An 18,791-nucleotide genomic window follows, 5' to 3' on the forward strand; every position below is an offset into this window, starting at 1 on the left:
AATCCCGTTTCTGCACCCCTATCCCCCCGTTATACTCGCGCTGTTACGTTGAGCGGAATACCAGCATGTCAGCCAGGATCAGCAGATTATTATCCACGCATTACGCCGGCCTGGTGAAGAAGCCGGCCGCCTGGCTGTGGGTGGCTGTCTGGCTGCTGCTGAATACGCAATTGGCGCTCGCCAGCCACGCTTGCCACCTGCAGGCGACGCTGGATGCGCCGGCGATGCAGCATATGCAGCACGCCAGTGCGGCCGAGACTGAACGGCATGCGGCCGCAGAGCCGGTGTGCGGCAAACACTGCGTGCCGGACAACGCCCAGCAGGATCACTCCGGCCCGGTGTTGGCGGCGTTGCCTGCCGGTACCGAACGCGTGGCGGTGATCCCACCGGTGCAATACCACGGCGCCCGCCCGGTCTGGCAGATGCCGCCGATCGTCGGCCCACCGGCAGAGATTGCTTTTTGTTGCTTCCGTGAATAGCCCAACAACCCTGTGCGCGCCCGCATTGCCGGGTGGTTTTGGTGTTTGTTGACTATTTTACGGAGTCTGTACTATGCGTAACCTGATGGCCGCTATGGCCCTTTTCCTGTTGTTCCCTGTCGCGGCCCCAGCCGCCCCGGCGCTTGCGCCATCCTCATCCGCGGAAATTCATGCCCAAGGGGTTATCAAAGCCTGGCGCCCGCAGGCGGTGTCGATTGCTCACCAGGCGATCCCGGCGCTGAATTGGCCGCCGATGACCATGAGCTTCCTGTTGCCGCCGCCGCCGGTTAGTGCCTTGCCGGCCGGCACACCGGTTGATTTCAGCTTCCGCCAGGTTGCCGGCGGTTACCAATTGACGGCGATCCACGCCAGCCAACGGTAACGGGAGCCACCATGAACAAACGTCTTTCTTACCCGCTGCGGGTGGGCGGGCTGCTGCTGGCCTGCTGGGCCAGCGGCACACTGGCCGCCGAGTTAACACTGGCGCAGGCGCTGGCGGCGGCGGAGCGCCATTCGGCGGCGCTTTCGGCCAGCCAGCATCAAATCAATGCCCTGAATAACCAGGCCGATGCGGCCATGCAACTGCCCGACCCCAAATTGAAGTTTGGTATCGAGAACGTGCCGGTACAGGGCGGCAACGGCCGCCGTTTTACCCGTGAAGGTATGACGATGGAGCGGGTCGGCATCATGCAGGATTACGTCAGCAGCAGCAAACGCCAGCGCAAGGCCGCGACCCTGCGCGCCGAGGCCAGCCAGGCCAGCGCCGGCAGCGTGGTGATCCTCAGCCAACTGCGCCAGCAAACCGCGCAGGCCTGGCTTGATTTGGCGCTTAGCCAACAGACGTGGCAAGACGCCAGGGCGCTGGTGCAGGAAAGCGAACGCCAGATCGCCGCCCAGCGCGCTGGAGTGGCTAGCGGTAGCGCCCCAGCCAGCGGGCTTATCGAGGCGCGCCTGTCGTTGCTGACGATGCAGGATCGCCTCAGCGAAGCCCAACGCGATACCGCCGTGGCGCAAGCCAGATTGACTCAGCTCACCGGCGATGCGGCGGTGCGCGTCACAGGCCCGCTGCCGCGCTTTGAGCGCCTGCCGGTGGAAAGCCGTGTGTTGCAGCAGGCCATTGCCCAACACCCGGAAATGCTGCAGGCCCGCCGCGAAGCGGATGTGGCCCGGGCGCGTTCGGCGCAGTCACAGGTGGCGGCAATTCCGGACGTGGGCATCGAGGTGTATTACGGCAAGCGCGCCGATGGCTATGAAGACATGGCCGGGGTGATGTTCACCGTCGATCTGCCGTTGTTCACCGCCCAACGCCAGGACAAAGACTACGCGGCGGACGTTTCCCGCACGCTGGAAGCCAACGATCGTCTGGCGCAGTTGATCCGCGATCACCAGGCGCAGCTCGATACGCTGCTGGCGCAGTATCAGGCCACGCTGGCGCAGTGGCAGCGCCAGCAACAGCAAGTGATACCGCTGCAGCAGCAGCGGGTTGCGCTGCAGTTGGCGCAGTACCGCAGCGGCCAAAGCGCGCTGGCCGGCCCGCTGGAAGCCCGTCTGGCATTGCTGGAAAGCCGCCTGGAAGCAGGGCGCACGGCACGTGAACTGGCGCAAATCTGGGCGGCGATCCGCTATCTCACGCTACAGGAGGCCGCGCAATGAACCTACGCTTAAGTCTTGCATTATTGGTGGCCGCAGTGGCCGGCGGCGGTCTGGCCGGCTATTGGCTGGCCGCCGAGCACGCGCCGGCTCCGGCCGGGGATGCGCAGCGCCAGGTGTTGTACTGGTACGATCCGATGGTGCCCGGCCAACGTTTCGATCGCCCGGGAAAATCGCCGTTTATGGATATGCAACTGGTGCCGCGCTATGCCGATGAGGCCGCGCCGGAAGGGGGCGTGATCATCAGCGCGCGCCAGCAGCAAAATCTGGGAGTGCGCACCGAGCAGGCGCAGATGCGCGTGCTTGAAGCACCGTTGAACGCCGTTGGCCGCATCGCGACCGATGAGCGCGGTGTGCAGGTGATCGCCGCCCGCGCCAACGCCCAGATCGAGAAACTGTACGTGCGCGCCAACCAGCAGCGGGTGCAGCAGGGGCAGCCGTTAGCGCAACTGTGGATCCCGGAATGGAGCGCCGCGCAGCAGGAGTACCTGGCGGTACGCCAACTGGGGGATCGCCCATTAACCGCCGCCGCCCGCCAACGGCTGCAACTGGCGTTTATGCCGGAAGCGGTGATCCGCCAGGTGGAACGCAGCGGTAAACCGCAGCCACGGGTGACGCTTAACGCGCCGGCCAGCGGTTTTATTAACCAACTATCGGTACGGGAAGGGCAGCAGGTGGCCGTGGGCCAGGCGCTGTTCGAGATTGCCGCGCTGGATCCGGTGTGGCTGGTGATCGATTACCCGCAGGGCGCGCAGGTGCAGCCGGGCGATGCGGTGCAGGCCAGTGCGGCCAGTTGGCCGGGCGAGCGTTTTAACGGGCGGATAAGTGAACTGTTGCCGAACGTGGATCCGCAGACCCGCACGGCGCAGGCGCGTGTGGAATTGGCGAACCCGCAGCAAAAACTGCAGCCGGGCATGTTTCTACAGGCCACGCTATCGCCAGCCGGGCAGCAGCAACCGGTACTTGCCGTGCCGCAGGAGGCGTTAATCAGCCGCAGCGATCGCACCACGGTGCTGCTGGCCGAAAGCGACGGACATTTTACGCCGGCCGACGTGGTGGCCGGGCGGGTACAGGGCGGATGGGCCGAGATAAAACAGGGCCTGCAGGCCGGACAGCGGGTGGTGACCTCCGGCCAATTCCTGATTGACTCCGAAGCCAGCATGCGCAGCGTATTACCGCAGTTGGCCGGGGAAACCGCGCCCGCCGTCCAATACCAGGCCGAAGCCACTATTGTGGCACTGGCGGACGGCGCCATCACCCTAGCGCACGGCCCGGTGCCGGCGCTGCAATGGCCAGCGATGACCATGGACTTCGCTTTGCCGCCCGGCGGGTTGCCGGCCGGTTTGGCGGTGGGCAGCAAGGTGAGGTTCTTTTTCAGCGTGGATGACAACGGCCCGCATATCAGCCGGATAATGCCGCAAGCCGCAGAGCATGGAGGCCACCTATGATCGCCTCAGTGATTCGTTGGTCGTTGCGTAACCGGCTACTGGTGTTGTTGGCTTCACTGATGCTGGCCGGCTGGGGGATATGGGCATTGCAGAAAGCGCCGCTGGATGCTCTGCCGGATTTGTCCGATGTACAGGTGATCGTGCGCGCCAGCTACCCCGGCAAAGCGCCGCAGGTGATTGAGGATCAGGTGACGTATCCGTTAACCACCACGCTGCTGACGGTGCCGGGCGCGAAAACGGTGCGGGGTTTTTCCATGTTCGGCGACGCCTATATCTACATCTTGTTTGAAGACGGCACCGATCCTTACTGGGCCCGTTCACGCGTGCTGGAATCCCTTAGCCAGGTGCAGGCCGCGCTGCCGGATCAGGTGAAGGTGGAACTGGGGCCGGACGCCACCGGCGTGGGGTGGATCTATACCTATGCGTTGGTGGATCGCAGCGGGAAACACAGCCTGGCCGATCTGCGCGCGCTGCAGGACTGGACGCTGAAGTTTGAACTGAAAACCGTGCCGGACGTGGCGGAAGTGGCCAGCGTTGGCGGCATGGTGCGGCAGTTCCAGGTGGTGCTTAATCCGCAAAGCCTGCGCGCGCTGAACATTACCCAGCAGCAGGTGGTTGATGCGTTGCAGCGTGCCAATCAGGCCGGCGGCGGCGCGCTATTGGAAATGGGCGAAGCCGAATATATGGTGCGCACCACCGGCTATCTGCGGCAATTAGCGGATTTTGACCAGGTGCTGGTGGCCGAGCGCAACGGTGTGCCGATTATGTTGCCGCAGGTGGCGGAAGTGCGTCTCGGGCCGGAACTGCGCCGGGGCGTGGCGGAGCTGAATGGCGAGGGGGAAGTGGCCGGCGGCATCATCGTGATGCGCTACGGCAAAAATGCGTTGGCGACCATCCAGGCGCTAAAGGCCAAGCTGGCGCAGATCCAGCATACGCTGCCGGCGGGGGTGGAGATCGTGCCGGTATACGATCGTTCGCAGCTGATTGAGCACGCGATAGAAACGCTGTCGCACAAGCTGCTGGAAGAGTTCGTGGTGGTGGCGGTGGTCTGTTCTTTGTTTCTGTTCCACCTGCGCTCGGCGCTGGTGGCGCTCGTCACTTTGCCGCTGGGCATTCTGGGCGCCTTTGTGGTGATGCACTACCAGGGGGTGAACGCCAATATCATGTCGCTGGGCGGCATTGCCATCGCCATTGGCGCGATGGTGGATGCGGCGATTGTGATGATCGAAAACATGCACAAGGTGTTGGAACAGTGGCGGCACGATCATCCCGGCCGGCAGCCGGCCAGCGGCGATTATTGGCGTATTTCCGAGCAGGCGGCGGTGGAGGTGGGGCCAGCGCTGTTTTGCAGCCTGCTGATCATCACGCTGTCGTTTATTCCGGTCTTTACACTGCAGGCGCAGGAAGGGCGCATGTTTGCGCCGCTGGCCTTTACCAAGACCTATGCCATGGCGGTGGCCGCCGGGCTTGGCATTACGCTGGTGCCGGTGCTGATGGGCTATTTTATCCGTGGGCGTATTCCTGATGAGCATGCCAATCCGATCAACCGCTGGCTGATTCGTCTGTATCAGCCGCTGCTGGCGGTGGTATTGGCGCGGCCGAAAACCACGTTGGGGATTTCCGCGCTGCTGCTGGCGCTGACGTTTTATCCTCTTAGCCGGTTGGGCAGCGAATTTATGCCGCCGCTGGATGAGGGCGATCTGCTGTACATGCCTTCTACGCTGCCGGGCATCTCGGCACGTGAGGCCGGGCGCTTGCTGCAGATCACCGATCGGCTGATTAAAACGGTACCGGAGGTGGACACCGTGTTCGGCAAGGCCGGGCGCGCGGAAACCGCCACCGATCCGGCGCCGCTGACCATGCTGGAATCCACCATTCGTTTCAAGCCGCGTGAGCAGTGGCGGCCGGGGATGACCATGGACAAGCTGGTGGCAGAGCTGGATCGTGTGGTTAAGGTTCCCGGCATCGCCAACGTGTGGGTGCCGCCGATCCGCAACCGGCTGGACATGCTGGCCACCGGCATCAAAAGCCCGGTGGGCATCAAGGTTAACGGCAACAACCTGGCGGATATCGAACGCGTGGCCGGGCAGATCGAACAAATCGTCCAGCAGGTGCCCGGGGTGACCTCGGCGCTGGCCGAGCGCGTTACCGGCGGGCGCTACGTGGATATCGACATCAATCGCCAGCGCGCCGCGCGCTATGGCGTGACGGTGCAGGAACTGCAGGCGATGGTGGCAACCTTGATCGGCGGGGAAAACGTTGGCGAAGTGTTTGACGGGCGGGCGCGTTACCCGATCAACGTGCGTTATCCGCGTGAGATCCGCGATTCGTTCGCCGCGTTGGGGGAGATGCCGGTGGTGACCGCCAGCGGCGCACAGTTGCCGCTCTCTGCGCTGGCGGATATCCGCATCAGCGAAGGGCCGCCGATGCTCAAGAGCGAGAACGCGCGGCTGTCTAACTGGATCTATGTCGATCTGCGCGGGCGCGATTTGCGCTCGGCGGTGGAGGAGATGCAACAGCGGGTGGCGCAGCAGGTGCAACTGCCGGCGGGTGTTTCATTGAGTTGGTCCGGGCAGTTTGAATACCTGGAACGCGCCAGCGCCCAATTGAAGGTGGTGCTGCCGGTCACGTTGATGATTATCTTTGTGCTGCTGTTTATCACCTTCAGCAACGTGCGCGATGCGCTGCTGATTATCGCCACGTTGCCGTTTGCATTGATCGGCGGCGTGTGGCTGCTGTATCTGCTCAACTATAATCTGTCGGTCGCGGGCGCGGTTGGGTTTATTGCGCTGGCCGGGGTGGCCGCTGAATTCGGCGTGATTATGGTGCTGTATCTGAACCAGGCGTTGGCGCGCCAGCGTTTGCCGGGGCAGCCGTTAACGCGTGAACAGGTGCTGGCCGGTATCCGTGAAGGCGCGGTATTGCGCGTCCGGCCAAAGGTGATGACGGTGGCCACCATTATGGCCGGCCTGTTGCCGATCATGTGGGGGGATGGGGCCGGCTCTGAGGTGATGCGGCGCATCGCTGCGCCGATGATTGGCGGTATGATCAGCGCGCCGCTGTTGTCGATGCTGGTGATCCCGGCGGTGTATCTGTTGTTGCACCGCAAAGGGTAATCCAGCGATAACATGTCGCCGCCGCCCGGTATTAGGCGGCGGCGGATAGCATCAGTCGCTCGGCTGTACCAGGAAAGCTTTGAACTGCGGCGTCATCACCGCGTTGAAGCCGCTATCGGTCTTGGTGATCAGATACACCGCCAGCCCTTTCTGCTGCGCCAGCTGTAGCGCCTTTTCTGGGCCGAGCACCATCAGCCCGGTGTCCCAGCCGTCGGCTTCCAGCGCGGTGGGCGCGATCACCGTGGCGGAAACCAGCTTATGGTCGATCGGCCTGCCGGTGGTGGGATCGATCACATGAGAATAGCGTTTGCCGTTTTCCTCAAAATAGTTGCGGTAGCTGCCGGAAGTGCTGATGCCATAACCTTGCAGATCCACCAGTGCCTGCACCGCGTTTTCCTGGTCGGTGGGTTTTTGGATCGCCACCCGCCAGGGTTTGCCCTGGCCGTTCACCCCACGTGAAGAAACCGCGCCGCCCACGGAAACCAGGTAGTTGGTGATGCCTTTGCGCGCCATCAACTGCACCAGTTGATCCACGCCGTAGCCTTCACCCAGGGTGGAAAGGTCAACATACAGCGCTGGCAGATCTTTTTGCAGCCACTCGCCCTGGCTGTTGCCGATCAATTGCAGGTGCTGTAAACCCACAAGGCTTTTCGCCGCCTCAATTTGCTGTTGATCCGGGGTTTTCCACGGGTGTTTATCCGGGCCGAAGCCCCACAGGTTAACCAGCGGGCCGACGGTGATGTCCATCGCGCCGTGCGTGTCGCGGCCGATGCGCTGGGCCATCAGGATAATATCGGCCATGCCGCGCGGAATCGGCTGCGGTGCCGTGCTTGGGCTGTGGTTGAACCTGGAAAGCACGGAGCCGGGCCGATAGGTAGATATATCGTCGTTGGCCTGTTCCAGCAGCGCGTCGATCTCTTGCCGGAGCTGCTGCTGGCTTTCCGCCAGTTCGCCGCTGATTTTAACGCTGTAGAAAGTGCCCATGGTTTTACCTTCAATGGTGACCTGTGGGCGGGTTTGCGCGCTGTCGCAGGCGCTGAGCAGGGCCAGCGTGGCGCCCAGCAGCAAAACCCTGGCATAGATGTGAGCCATAGTGCATCCCTTAAAAACAGATAAGGGCGTTACAAATAGAGCAAAGCGCGGCAAATGAAAAGGCTGAAAGTAAAAAATCGCTGCCCGGCGCGCATCGCCATCGGCACAAGGCCGGCGTTTATCAGGTAGTATTCCTAATCGTATTATTGAGTGCTTGTCTGAGCTACCGCCAGATGCTGTTTTATTTTCTGGTTGATTCCCGATAAAGGAAAATAAAGATTCATCAGCAACAAAGCCCGGTATAACCTAAGTTTTCCCTCTTTTCATGATGAGTGGGACTATCATCTGTGGTCTGCCTTTAAACAACACAGGAGCTGTCAGCGATGGCTATCGTTTCATCTGTTTTAGCCTTTCCGCCCGCCGATCCGGCACAACACCTGGCCTATTTGCAGGCCAAGTTGAGCTACTACGCTGATGCCTGGGACGTGGCTGAAGATCTGCGCAACGGCGTAACTGCGATTGTGGTGATCGATACCCGTTCGCCGGAATACTATCGGGCCGGGCATATTCCCGGCGCGCTGAGTTTGCCGCACCGGCAGATGAACGAAACCCGCTTGGCGCAGTTGGATCCCAGCAAGGTGTACGTCACGTATTGCGATGGCATTGGTTGCAACGGTTCCACCAAAGGCGCTTATAAGCTGGCGATGTATGGCCTCAAGGTGAAGGAGCTGATCGGCGGGCTGGATTTTTGGCTGCGCGACGGCCACCCGTTGACCACGGGGGAGCTGGCGGGTGAATGGGGCGCACGGCCGGCCGGGGATTGCGGCTGTGGGTAAGGCTGACGCTGCCTAGAACAGCAGCATCAGCGCGCCGATGATGATCACCAGCGCAACGATCGCCGGCACCAGCGGTTTGCGTGCGATAGCTTGCCACCAACTGGGTGACGGCGGCGGGGTGGCGATATCTTCACTGCGGATCAGCGCCGCCGTTCCGGCTTTTTCCAGGCGCTGCGAAAACAGCAGGCCAATGGCGTCGTTGAGCTGATCCTGGGTTAATGCCGCGTTGGCACGGCGGTTAAAGCGCGACAGGCAATAATCGCTGAGCAACTGCCGCTCCTGCCTGTCTGCCGGCTGTTTAAGCGCCGCCAGCAGGCCGTTCAGCGTCGGCGCGCTTTGCTGGCTGAGCGTGGTTTTCACCTGCAGGTATTGGCTGAGCAACTGGAAGTGGCGCGCCGGCAACGGTTCGTTGCTTTTGATACCGACCAGGTGGAAGATCGCCTGCCTGATTTTTGCCGGCGGTTCGCCGGTGGTTGCGCTCAGGCGCGTCACTAACGGCGCCAGGCTCTGGTGTTCCGCTGGCAGCAAGGGGCGATCGGTAACGATCGCCTGCTGCGGCGCGGGGATCGCCAGCGAGCCGCTTTGCAACAGATCCAGTACCTGTTGCAGCTGCGCATCGTTGAGCTGGCTGAGCACTGTGCAGTTAAATTGCTGGCGAATATAGTCGCTGACGGCCACGCGGTTGTTGCCCTGGGGCAGCAGTTCGGTCAGCTGTTGCAGCAGTTGGCGGCTGCCATGGTTTTGCTGCGCCTGCGCCAGGCGGCTTTGCAGGCGCTGTTCCGCCGGCTGGAAATGGCGGGCCAGCAGTTCGCTGCCGTTGTCTACTGCCAGATCGTGGCGCAGTGCGGCCCAGATTTCTGCGGATTTCACCGGGCTTAGCGCCATGATTTTGACGATCAGTTTTTCCAGCGTGGTGCGCTGTGCCGTAGAGAGCGGCTGATCGCCGCCGCCAGCGTTTTGGCTACCCGGAGCAGAAGGACTGTCGGGGGCGTTAGTGGTGTCGGGCCCGCTCAAAGGTTGCATATTACCAGTCCTTCCCAATGTAGAAAAAAAGTCATCCCCGCCGCATCGGCGCAGGTACTTTAATGATACCTGCAAATAACGGTTATCAATACTGTTTCGGCGAGATTTCTTTCACTGAAGACGGACGTGCCGCCCGCTTGCCGATATTTCAGCCAGCGCAGAGGCGAGCGTCAGTCTTTACAGGTTTTCGCCTGTTCCGCCGGTTTTTTACGGCCGAGCGGGGTACGCAGGCGTTGGGAAAGTATTACCCCCAGCAGGGTGGCGCCACCGCCGATCAGGTGGTAGCTGTGCAAATGCTCATGCAGGAACGCCACGGCGATCACGGCGGTAAATACCGGCGCCAGGTTCATAAAGATCGACGCGGTGTTGGCGCCCATGCGCATCACGCCCTGGATCCACAGATAGGGCGCGGCGATTGAAGCCGGGATGCCGGCAAACAGCACCAGCGGGATGTTCTCACGGGTGAGCCCGATATCCGGCGCCAGCAGGAAGTTGGGCAGCAACAGCACCACCCCGAACAGGATCTGCACATACAGCGTTTGCCAGTTCGGCATTGGGATCGCCCAGCGTTTGGTCAGCACCCCGTACAGCGCGTATGATGCGGCGGCGGCGAACATCATCAGTTCGCCCTTGCCGATGCCGTGTTCCAGCAGCAATCCCGGCTGGCCGCCGCTCACCAGCCACACCATGCCGCCCAGCGATAGCACGCTGCCAATCATCACGCCAAGGGTGGGCGCCACGTTCAGCAACCAGATGCTGATCAGAATGGTCAGCAGTGGGATCAGCGAAACGATAATCCCCATAAACAGCGCGCTGACGCTGTGCGCGGCATAGTAGGCCAGGCTCTGGTACAGCACCATGCCGAGCAGGCTAAGAATCAACAGTTTCCAGCCGTTGGTGCGTACGGCGCGCAAATTGCGCAGCAGCCCCGGCAGCACCATCGGCGTCAGGGCAATCAGCGCCAGCAGCCAGCGGTAGAAAGAGATGGCTGCGGGATCGATCGCGGTCGCGGAAAGCTTACTGACGATGGCGTTGACCGACCAGATGAATACCGCCAGCAACGGGAAAAGTGCGTTCATAATCTTGTATCTTCGAATTTTACTGCGGATAACGTAGCGGGTAGTTTACGCGTGTCTGGTTTATTATATATAACGATAATCAGACAAATTGCTACGTAAACAAGACAACCTACGGGCTAATATGATGGCCGAGATCCGTTACTTTCCCGCCGAGCACATTCTTGCTCCGCGCCCGGTGCAGTTTCGCTGCGAAGATTTCAACGCCCACACAGAATTTCAGCCGCACAGACATAGCTGGGGGCAACTGATGTGGGTAAAGGCCGGGGTGATGGCGCTGAACATCGGCGGCCAGCGCTTTTTAGCGCCGCCAGAGTTTGTGGTGTGGGCGCCGGCGGGGCTGGAGCACTCCTGTTACAACCGCAGGCAGGCGCAGTGCAGGATGGTGGATATCATGCAGCCGCTGTGCGCCGGGATGCCGGCCGAACCGTGCCTGGTTAACGTGACGCCGATCTTTCGCGCTATCGCCGAAGATTTTTACGCCCGCCGGCAATATGTGCCGCAGACCCGGGAAGATTTGCGCCTTTGCCGGGTGCTGATCGATCAACTGCACCGTTCGCCGCAGCAACAGGCCTATCTGCCTGCTTCGCGGGACAAGTTTTTGGCGCCCGTGCTGCAGGCGCTGGAGCGCTGCCCGGCGGACAACACGCCGCTGGCGCAGTGGGCGGCGCAGGTGTATACCACCGAGCGCACGCTTTCGCGCCGTTGCCAGCAGGAACTGGGCATGTCGTTTAGCGAATGGCGCCAGCGCCTGCGCTTTCTGTATGCCACTTCATTGCTTGAGCAGGGCAAAACCGTGCAGGAGGTTGCCCTGGAGGTGGGGTACAGCTCGGCGTCGGCGTTTATCGTTATGTTCCAGCAGATCGCCGGCACCACGCCGGAGCGCTTCCGCCGGGCATAACAACATTGGGTTTCTGTGCCATTCAGTGGCAAACTATTGCCAGACGAACACTGTTTTAACCCGCCGGAGAGCGAAGTGAAAATCCTGGTTGATGAAAATATGCCGTATGCGGCTGAGCTGTTCAGCCGTTTGGGGGAAGTGCGGGCGGTGCCCGGGCGCCCGATCCCACGTGATGCGCTGGCTGATGCGGACGCCCTGATGGTGCGTTCGGTGACCAAAGTTAATGAAGAACTGTTGGCCGGCACGCGCATCGGCTTTGTCGGCAGCGCCACCGCCGGCACCGATCACGTTGACGATGCCTGGTTGAAACAGGCTGGCATCGCCTTTTCCGCCGCGCCGGGCTGCAACGCCATTGCGGTGGTTGAATATGTATTTTCTGCGCTGATGTTGCTGGCCGAGCGCGACGGCTTTCAACTGCGTGATAAAACGGTCGGCATCATCGGGGTCGGCAACGTGGGTTCGCGGCTGGATGCGCGCCTGAAGGCGCTGGGCGTGCGCACGCTGCTGTGCGATCCACCGCGTGCCGCGCGTGGCGACGCCGGGGCGTTCTGGCCGCTGGAAAAACTGGTGGCGGAAGCCGATGTGTTGACCTTCCACACGCCGCTGAATAAATCCGGCCCGTATAACACTCTTCACCTGGCTGATGCCGAGCTGCTGGCGGCGTTGCCGGATAACCGGATCCTGATCAATGCCTGCCGCGGCCCGGTGGTCGACAACGCGGCGCTGCTGCAGGCGCTGGAGCAGGGCAAGAAATTAAGCACGGTGCTGGACGTCTGGGAGCCGGAGCCGGCGCTTTCTCTGCCGCTGCTGGCGCGGGTAGATATCGGTACCGCGCACATCGCCGGCTATTCGTTGGAAGGCAAAGCGCGCGGCACCACGCAGGTATTTGAAGCCTTTAGCCAGTATCTTGACCGGCCACAGCAGGTTGAGCTGGCGGCGCTGCTGCCGGTGCCGGCGTTCAGTGAAATCCGCCTGCACGGGCCGCTGGATGACGCGAAGTTAAAACGATTGATGCACTTGGTGTATGATGTGCGCCGCGATGACGCGCCGCTGCGTAAAGTGGCCGGCCAGCCCGGTGAGTTCGACCGCTTGCGCAAGCAGTATCAGGAGCGCCGTGAGTGGTCATCGCTGCGCGTACGCTGTGATGACAGCGCCAGCGCCGAACTGTTGCACCAACTGGGCTTCACCGTGCATTAAGCTTGCCGTAGCGCGGCATGGGGTGCCATCGGGCAACCCGCGACAACATTTTTTACTCTGCGGGCGTTGTATCGCCAACGCCTTCCACGCGGTGGTGTGGAAGGCCAGGGCGGTAACGCCCGTCTGTATTTGAACGACATACTCTGGAGAAAACCCAATGTCTGACGGCTGGAATATCGCTCTGCTCGGCGCCACGGGCGCAGTAGGGGAAGCGTTGCTGGAATTGTTGCAGGAACGTCAGTTCCCGGTGGGTGAACTCTATCCTTTGGCCAGTGAGCGCAGCGCCGGTGAAACGGTGCGCTTTGACGGTAAATCCCTGCGGGTGCAGGATGCGGCGCAGTTTGACTGGTCGCAGGCCCAGTTGGCGTTTTTCGTTGCCGGTAGCGAAGCTTCGGCTCGCTATGCCGAAGACGCGGGCAACATGGGCTGCCTGGTGATCGATAGCAGCGGCTTGTTTGCGCTGGAGCCGGACGTGCCGCTGGTGGTGCCGGGGGTTAACCCGCAGGTGCTGGCCGATTACCGCAACCGAAATATCGTGGCGGTGGCCGACGGTATGGTGAGCCAGTTACTGACCGCCATCAAACCGCTGGTGGAGCAGGCCGGCCTTGCCCGTTTGCATGTCACCACGCTGATGTCTGTGTCTTCACGCGGCAAGGCCGCGGTGGATGCACTGGCAGGCCAAAGCGCGCGCCTGCTCAACGGTATCCCGGTGGAAGCCAGCATGTTCAATAAACAGTTGGCGTTTAACCTGCTGCCGCTGCTGGCGGACGAGCAGGGCAGCGTGCGCGAAGAACGGCTGATTGTCGATCAGGTGCGCAAAGTGCTGCAGGACGACGGCCTGCCGATTTCGGTGAGCTGCGTGCAATCGCCGGTGTTTTACGGCCATGCGCAGGTGGTGCACCTTGAGGCACTGCGCCCGCTGGTGGCGGAAGAAGCGCGCGCGGAGTATGCACAGGCGGCGGATATCCAACTGAGCGAAGAGGACGATTACCCCACCCAGGTGACGGAAGCCTCCGGCAGCGACGCGTTGAGCATCGGTTGCCTGCGCAATGACTACGGCATCCCGGAACTGCTGCAGTTTTGGTCCGTGGCCGATAACGTGCGCTTTGGCGGCGCGCTGATGGCGATCGAAACCGCCGAGCGCCTGTTGCAGGAGCAGTTGTACTGATGTCACAGGTAGCAACCCCACCGTACAAAATTGCGCTGGGTATTGAATATGATGGCAGCCGTTATTACGGCTGGCAGCGCCAACAGGAAGTAGACAGCATTCAGGGCTGTCTGGAAGCGGCCCTGAGCAAAGTCGCGGATGAGCCGATCGTGGTGTTTTGCGCCGGCCGCACCGATGCCGGGGTGCACGCCACTGGGCAGGTGGCGCACTTTGAAACCAACGTGCGCCGCAAAGATGCCGCCTGGACCATGGGGGTGAATACCCACCTGCCGCCGGATATCGCCGTGCGTTGGGTGGCCGATGTGCCGGCGGATTTCCACGCGCGCTTTAGCGCTACGGCGCGGCGTTACCGCTATATCATCTTCAATCACCGCTACCGCCCGGCCGTGCTGCAACAGGGCGTCACCCATTTTTACCATCCGCTGGACGCCGAACGTATGCACCGTGCCGCACAGGCACTGCTGGGGGAAAATGACTTCACCTCGTTCCGTGCCGTGCAATGCCAATCGCGTACCCCCTGGAGAAACGTAAAACACGTTAAAGTTTCGCGTCATGGGCAATATATCGTGGTAGATATCAAGGCGAATGCGTTTGTGCATCATATGGTTCGTAACATTGTCGGCAGCCTGATGGAAATTGGCTGCGGCAACCAGGATGAAAACTGGATGGCTGAACTGTTGGCATTGAAGGATCGCAATCTGGCGGCAGCGACGGCGCGGGCAGGGGGGCTGTATTTGGTTTCCGTGGATTATCCTGCGCATTTTGCATTACCGCGGCCAACTCTGGGGCCGCTGTTTTTACCTGATGATTAAGCCTTGTTCCCTGATTAATCCGCCGGGCGGGTGGCTCGCCCGGTCATAAGAGAGAATCTATGGAAATTATTAAGTTCCTTGTTGATTTTATTTTGCATATTGATGTGCATCTGGCTGAGCTGGTCGCGCAGTACGGCATGTGGGTGTACGCCATCCTGTTCCTGATCCTGTTCTGTGAAACCGGCCTGGTAGTGACGCCGTTTTTGCCGGGGGACTCTCTGCTGTTCGTCGCCGGCGCGCTGGCGGCACTGCCCAGTAACGATTTGAACGTGCACACCATGGTGCTGCTGATGGCGATTGCCGCTATCGTCGGCGATGCGGTGAATTACACCATCGGCCGGCTGTTTGGCGAAAAGTTGTTCAGTAACCCGGACTCGAAGATTTTCCGCCGCAGCTATCTGGAAAAAACGCATCAGTTTTATGAGAAGCACGGTGGGAAGACGATTATCCTGGCGCGTTTTGTGCCGATCGTGCGGACATTTGCGCCGTTTGTTGCGGGTATGGGGCATATGTCCTATCGCCATTTCGCCGCGTACAACGTGGCGGGGGCATTGCTGTGGGTGCTGTTGTTTACCTACGCCGGCTACCTGTTTGGCGATTTGCCGGTGGTGCAAGAAAACCTGAAACTCTTGATTGTTGCTATTATCATTGTCTCGATTCTGCCGGGCGTGGTAGAAATTTGGCGCCATAAACGCGCCGCTGCACGCCAGCAAAAATAACAAAAACATCGCTTAACCTATCGGTTCGACCAGTTTTTTATCCACAGCGCCGGGCCGATATGGTTTAATGAGCGACATTCACAGGTCTGTTCCTGTGAACAACCCCGAAGCCTGCGTTGCGCGCTTGCCGCGTTTTGTCAGGCATTTTTCTTTGGGGGCGTTCACAAGGGGATTGCTAAAGCATGAACAGCAGATTGGCGTCTGCCAGGTTCAAACAGAAAGGTCATCGATGAGCTGGATTGAACGAATTCTTAACAAAAGCAATATTACACAAACCCGTAAGGCGAGCATTCCCGAGGGGGTTTGGACTAAATGCGATAGCTGCGGCCAGGTACTGTACCGCGCCGAGCTGGAGCGTAATCTGGAAGTTTGCCCGAAGTGCGATCACCACATGCGTTTGCCAGCGCGCGCACGCCTGCACACGCTGCTGGATGAAGGCTCTGAAGTTGAGTTGGGCAGTGAACTGGAACCAAAAGACGTTCTGAAGTTCAGGGATTCCAAAAAGTATAAAGACCGCCTGAGCGCGGCCCAGAAAGCGACCGGCGAGAAAGATGCGCTGGTGGTGATGAAAGGCACACTCTACGGCATGCCGGTGGTTGCGGCGGCGTTTGAATTCGCCTTTATCGGCGGCTCCATGTCTTCAGTCGTCGGCGCGCGCTTTGTGCGTGCAGTTGAACAGGCGCTGGAAGACAACTGCCCGCTGGTGTGCTTCTCCGCCAGCGGTGGCGCACGTATGCAGGAAGCGCTGATGTCGCTGATGCAGATGGCGAAGACCAGCGCCGCGCTGGCCAAATTGCAGGAGCGCGGTCTGCCGTATATCTCGGTATTGACCGATCCGACCATGGGCGGCGTTTCCGCCAGCCTGGCCATGCTTGGCGATATCAACATCGCTGAGCCGAAGGCGCTGATTGGCTTTGCCGGCCCGCGCGTGATCGAACAAACCGTGCGTGAAAAACTGCCGCCTGGCTTCCAGCGCAGTGAGTTCCTGATCGAAAAAGGGGCCATCGACATGATCGTGCGCCGCCCCGAGCTGCGCCAGACGCTGGCCAGCATTCTTTCCAAGCTGACCAACCAGCCGCAGCCGAACTTTGGCGAAACGGCGCCGGTGGTTGCGCCGGACAGCCAGGCGGATGCCTAAATTCAGGCGGTAACACCGCGCCGGCCCAGGCCGCGCGGTGTGCAATTTGCCAGTGTTATGGTTTAGCGTTGGCTGGCAACGGAGAGCACCACCCTTAGCCGCTGTTGACGGTGGTGCGCTGATGAACTAATGACCCAATCAGTGATGGGACGCATGCAAAACCACCAAATCCCCCAGGCCACGTCGTCACTTAGCGCGTGGCTTTACTATCTGGAGCGTCTGCACAGCCAGGCCATCGAACTTGGGCTGGCACGCGTTCAGCGTGTTGCAACGCAGCTTGATCTTCTTTCTCCCGCCCCGACCGTATTCACCGTTGCCGGCACCAATGGCAAGGGCACTACCTGCCGTACGCTGGAGGCCATTTTGCTGGCCGCCGGGTTGAAGGTGGGGGTGTACAGCTCGCCTCACCTGATCCGCTACACCGAGCGGGTGCGGATCCAGGGCCAGGAACTGAGCGAAGCCGAACACTGCCGCGCGTTCGCTGCGGTTGAAGCCGGGCGCGGCGAGACGTCGCTGACCTATTTCGAGTTTGGTACGCTGGCGGCGCTGCAGTTGTTCAAACAGGCGCGGCTCGACGTCGTGATCATGGAAGTGGGTCTGGGCGGGCGTCTGGATGCGACCAATATCGTCGATCCCGATGTGGCGGTGATCACCAGCATTGCGCTGGATCACACCGATTGGCTGGGCGATAACCGCGAGAGCATTGGCCGTGAGAAAGCCGGGATTTTCCGCGCTGGCAAACCGGCGGTGGTCGGCGAGCCGGATATGCCGGCCAGCATTGCCCAGGTGGCGCAATCTCTGGGGGCGAAGCTATACCGCCGCGGCGAAGCCTGGTCGTTCAGCAAGCAGGGCGAACGCTGGCAGTGGCAAGGCGACGGCACGCTGTTGACCGATTTGCCGATGCCGAACGTGCCGCTGGCCAATGCGGCGACGGCGCTGGCCGCGTTGCACTATGCGGCGCTGGAAGTGGACGAGCGCGCGATTTTTACCGGGCTGCAGCAGGCGCTGTTGCCAGGGCGTTTCCAGATTGTGCAGCAGGAACCCATGTTGATCCTCGACGTGGCGCATAATCCGCATGCGGCAGGCTACCTCGCCAGCCGCCTGGCTCAGCTGCCGCGTAATGGCGGCAAGGTGCGCGCCGTTGTGGGGATGTTGGCGGATAAAGACATCGCCGGCACTTTGGCCTGCCTGGCGCCTGAAGTGGATGAGTGGTACTGTGCGCCGTTGGAAGGCCCACGTGGCGCAAGCGTTGATCTGCTGGCCCAGCATTTATCGCAGCCGCGGCAATTCGCCGATGTTGCAACCGCCTGGCGCCAGGCGATGCAGGACGCAGAAAAACAGGATATTGTGATCGTCTGTGGATCGTTCCACACCGTTGCGCACGTGATGGCGGCGTTAGACGAGATACGGGGAGAGTGAGTGGCAAGCAAATTTCAGAACCGTCTGGTCGGGACCGTGATACTGGTGGCGCTGGGGGTGATTATCCTGCCTGGGCTGCTGGACGGTAAAAAGAAACACTATCAGGATGAGTTTGCGGCAATCCCATTAGTGCCGAAACCCGGCGACGTAGAAGAATCCGACGTGGTGCCGCCGGTTAGCCAGCCATTGCCGGCGCAGCCGCCGGAAGGCGCCGCTTCGCTGGTGGAGCAGCAGGCGGCGAATGAAGCGGCCATGCAGCAGGCAGCTAACCATGCGGCGGCGCAGCAGCCCGCCGTTGCGCCGCCGGCGGTGGCCGAAAGCAAACCGGCGCCGCAGCCGAAACCGAAGCCGGCTGAAGTGAAGCCGGTGGAACCCAAGCCTGTTGAACCGAAGCCCAAACCGGCGCCGAAGCCGGAAGTGAAGCCAGCGCCAAAACCGGTGGAACAGCCTAAACCGGCAGAAACCAAACCGGCCGAAGAAAAAGCGCCGGCGGGGCAGGCTTACGTGGTGCAACTGGGGGCGCTGAAAAACGCGGCCAAAGTGAATGAGATCGTCGCTTCGCTGCGGTTATCCGGCCACCGCGCCTTTACCGTGCCGGCAACGCCGGTGCAGGGGCAGATCACCCGCATTTACGTTGGCCCGGATGCATCGCGGCAAAAACTGCAGGCGGCACTGCCGGAGTTGAACTCACTTAGCGGATTGAGTGGGCAGATCAAACCGTACGGCGTGCGCTAATGGCCAAGGGGCGGCCTTGTGCCGCCCCTGCGGCAAGCTCCG

At 61.2% G+C, this 18,791-nt stretch carries 17 protein-coding genes; 14 read left to right on the plus strand and 3 right to left on the minus strand.

Features of this window, described 5'->3' with window-relative positions; genetic code table 11:
- Window positions 1–65: 65 nt before the first annotated feature.
- The 5 genes from ACN28Q_RS19960 (at window position 66) to ACN28Q_RS19980 (ending at window position 6,693) form a co-directional block, all read left to right on the plus strand.
- Window positions 66–479 (plus strand): hypothetical protein, encoded by a 414-nt coding sequence (locus tag ACN28Q_RS19960; protein ID WP_095847935.1) that lies wholly within the window; start codon window positions 66–68, stop codon window positions 477–479.
- Window positions 480–552: 73 nt separating this feature from the next.
- Window positions 553–861, plus strand: coding sequence for a copper-binding protein (locus ACN28Q_RS19965; protein WP_095847936.1), 309 nt, complete (start codon window positions 553–555; stop codon window positions 859–861).
- An 11-nt stretch (window positions 862–872) separates the two neighbouring features.
- Window positions 873–2,132: a TolC family protein gene (locus ACN28Q_RS19970; RefSeq protein ID WP_095847937.1), complete on the plus strand. Its 1,260-nt coding sequence runs from the start codon at window positions 873–875 to the stop codon at window positions 2,130–2,132.
- A complete protein-coding gene (locus ACN28Q_RS19975; protein ID WP_095847938.1) occupies window positions 2,129–3,577 on the plus strand; it encodes an efflux RND transporter periplasmic adaptor subunit in 1,449 nt (482 codons plus the stop codon). Before ACN28Q_RS19970 ends, ACN28Q_RS19975 begins: the two co-directional genes overlap by 4 nt.
- The gene (locus ACN28Q_RS19980) at window positions 3,574–6,693 is read left to right on the plus strand and encodes an efflux RND transporter permease subunit (RefSeq protein WP_095847939.1); all 3,120 of its coding nucleotides are present in this window, start codon (window positions 3,574–3,576) and stop codon (window positions 6,691–6,693) included. The genes ACN28Q_RS19975 and ACN28Q_RS19980 overlap by 4 nt, the downstream gene beginning before the upstream one ends.
- Window positions 6,694–6,744: 51 nt before the next feature.
- Here the strand turns inward: ACN28Q_RS19980 and apbE are convergent, their stop codons facing one another.
- Window positions 6,745–7,785 (minus strand): FAD:protein FMN transferase ApbE, encoded by a 1,041-nt coding sequence (gene apbE, locus ACN28Q_RS19985; protein ID WP_095847940.1) that lies wholly within the window; start codon window positions 7,783–7,785, stop codon window positions 6,745–6,747.
- Window positions 7,786–8,108: 323 nt separating this feature from the next.
- Between apbE and ACN28Q_RS19990 the strand changes: the two genes are divergently transcribed.
- On the plus strand, window positions 8,109–8,561 hold the full coding sequence (locus tag ACN28Q_RS19990; protein ID WP_095847941.1) for a rhodanese-like domain-containing protein: 453 nt from the start codon (window positions 8,109–8,111) through the stop codon (window positions 8,559–8,561).
- 12 nt (window positions 8,562–8,573) lie between these two features.
- Here the strand turns inward: ACN28Q_RS19990 and flk are convergent, their stop codons facing one another.
- Both flk and ACN28Q_RS20000 read right to left on the minus strand, forming a co-directional pair.
- Window positions 8,574–9,584, minus strand: a complete 1,011-nt coding sequence (flk, locus tag ACN28Q_RS19995) for a flagella biosynthesis regulator Flk (protein ID WP_095847942.1) — start codon at window positions 9,582–9,584, stop codon at window positions 8,574–8,576.
- A 170-nt stretch (window positions 9,585–9,754) separates the two neighbouring features.
- A complete protein-coding gene (locus ACN28Q_RS20000; protein WP_095847943.1) occupies window positions 9,755–10,663 on the minus strand; it encodes a DMT family transporter in 909 nt (302 codons plus the stop codon).
- Window positions 10,664–10,787: 124 nt separating this feature from the next.
- Here ACN28Q_RS20000 and ACN28Q_RS20005 point away from each other — a divergent pair, with 124 nt between their 5' ends.
- The 8 genes from ACN28Q_RS20005 (at window position 10,788) to dedD (ending at window position 18,749) form a co-directional block, all read left to right on the plus strand.
- Window positions 10,788–11,561 carry an AraC family transcriptional regulator gene (locus ACN28Q_RS20005; protein ID WP_095847944.1) on the plus strand — a complete coding sequence of 258 codons (774 nt, stop codon included), beginning with the start codon at window positions 10,788–10,790 and terminating at the stop codon, window positions 11,559–11,561.
- Between the two features lie 75 nt (window positions 11,562–11,636).
- Window positions 11,637–12,758: a 4-phosphoerythronate dehydrogenase PdxB gene (gene pdxB, locus ACN28Q_RS20010; protein ID WP_095847945.1), complete on the plus strand. Its 1,122-nt coding sequence runs from the start codon at window positions 11,637–11,639 to the stop codon at window positions 12,756–12,758.
- Between the two features lie 157 nt (window positions 12,759–12,915).
- Window positions 12,916–13,926, plus strand: coding sequence for an aspartate-semialdehyde dehydrogenase (locus tag ACN28Q_RS20015; RefSeq protein WP_095847946.1), 1,011 nt, complete (start codon window positions 12,916–12,918; stop codon window positions 13,924–13,926).
- Window positions 13,926–14,738 carry a tRNA pseudouridine(38-40) synthase TruA gene (gene truA, locus ACN28Q_RS20020; RefSeq protein WP_095847947.1) on the plus strand — a complete coding sequence of 271 codons (813 nt, stop codon included), beginning with the start codon at window positions 13,926–13,928 and terminating at the stop codon, window positions 14,736–14,738. Before ACN28Q_RS20015 ends, truA begins: the two co-directional genes overlap by 1 nt.
- A 59-nt stretch (window positions 14,739–14,797) precedes the next feature.
- Complete coding sequence (locus ACN28Q_RS20025; RefSeq protein ID WP_095847948.1) at window positions 14,798–15,457, plus strand: DedA family protein; 660 nt, start codon at window positions 14,798–14,800, stop codon at window positions 15,455–15,457.
- Window positions 15,458–15,686: 229 nt separating this feature from the next.
- A complete protein-coding gene (accD, locus tag ACN28Q_RS20030; RefSeq protein ID WP_095847949.1) occupies window positions 15,687–16,595 on the plus strand; it encodes an acetyl-CoA carboxylase, carboxyltransferase subunit beta in 909 nt (302 codons plus the stop codon).
- A gap of 153 nt (window positions 16,596–16,748) precedes the next feature.
- Entirely contained in the window at window positions 16,749–18,014 is a 1,266-nt protein-coding gene (gene folC / locus ACN28Q_RS20035) for a bifunctional tetrahydrofolate synthase/dihydrofolate synthase (RefSeq protein WP_095847950.1), read from the plus strand.
- Window positions 18,015–18,749, plus strand: a complete 735-nt coding sequence (gene dedD, locus ACN28Q_RS20040; protein ID WP_095847951.1) for a cell division protein DedD — start codon at window positions 18,015–18,017, stop codon at window positions 18,747–18,749.
- The last annotated feature ends 42 nt before the right edge of the window (window positions 18,750–18,791 follow it).

The sequence above is a fragment of the Gibbsiella quercinecans genome (assembly GCF_002291425.1).
GTDB lineage: Bacteria > Pseudomonadota > Gammaproteobacteria > Enterobacterales > Enterobacteriaceae > Gibbsiella > Gibbsiella quercinecans.

Bases quoted from the DNA above. Each gene is read 5' to 3' on its own strand.
- ACN28Q_RS19960 (WP_095847935.1), top strand. From the start codon at position 66: ATGTCAGCCAGGATCAGCAGATTATTATCCACGCATTACGCCGGCCTG.
- ACN28Q_RS19965 (WP_095847936.1), top strand. From the start codon at position 553: ATGCGTAACCTGATGGCCGCTATGGCCCTTTTCCTGTTGTTCCCTGTC.
- ACN28Q_RS19970 (WP_095847937.1), top strand. From the start codon at position 873: ATGAACAAACGTCTTTCTTACCCGCTGCGGGTGGGCGGGCTGCTGCTG.
- ACN28Q_RS19975 (WP_095847938.1), top strand. From the start codon at position 2,129: ATGAACCTACGCTTAAGTCTTGCATTATTGGTGGCCGCAGTGGCCGGC.
- ACN28Q_RS19980 (WP_095847939.1), top strand. From the start codon at position 3,574: ATGATCGCCTCAGTGATTCGTTGGTCGTTGCGTAACCGGCTACTGGTG.
- apbE (WP_095847940.1), bottom strand. From the start codon at position 7,785: ATGGCTCACATCTATGCCAGGGTTTTGCTGCTGGGCGCCACGCTGGCC.
- ACN28Q_RS19990 (WP_095847941.1), top strand. From the start codon at position 8,109: ATGGCTATCGTTTCATCTGTTTTAGCCTTTCCGCCCGCCGATCCGGCA.
- flk (WP_095847942.1), bottom strand. From the start codon at position 9,584: ATGCAACCTTTGAGCGGGCCCGACACCACTAACGCCCCCGACAGTCCT.
- ACN28Q_RS20000 (WP_095847943.1), bottom strand. From the start codon at position 10,663: ATGAACGCACTTTTCCCGTTGCTGGCGGTATTCATCTGGTCGGTCAAC.
- ACN28Q_RS20005 (WP_095847944.1), top strand. From the start codon at position 10,788: ATGGCCGAGATCCGTTACTTTCCCGCCGAGCACATTCTTGCTCCGCGC.
- ACN28Q_RS20015 (WP_095847946.1), top strand. From the start codon at position 12,916: ATGTCTGACGGCTGGAATATCGCTCTGCTCGGCGCCACGGGCGCAGTA.
- truA (WP_095847947.1), top strand. From the start codon at position 13,926: ATGTCACAGGTAGCAACCCCACCGTACAAAATTGCGCTGGGTATTGAA.
- ACN28Q_RS20025 (WP_095847948.1), top strand. From the start codon at position 14,798: ATGGAAATTATTAAGTTCCTTGTTGATTTTATTTTGCATATTGATGTG.
- accD (WP_095847949.1), top strand. From the start codon at position 15,687: ATGAGCTGGATTGAACGAATTCTTAACAAAAGCAATATTACACAAACC.
- folC (WP_095847950.1), top strand. From the start codon at position 16,749: ATGCAAAACCACCAAATCCCCCAGGCCACGTCGTCACTTAGCGCGTGG.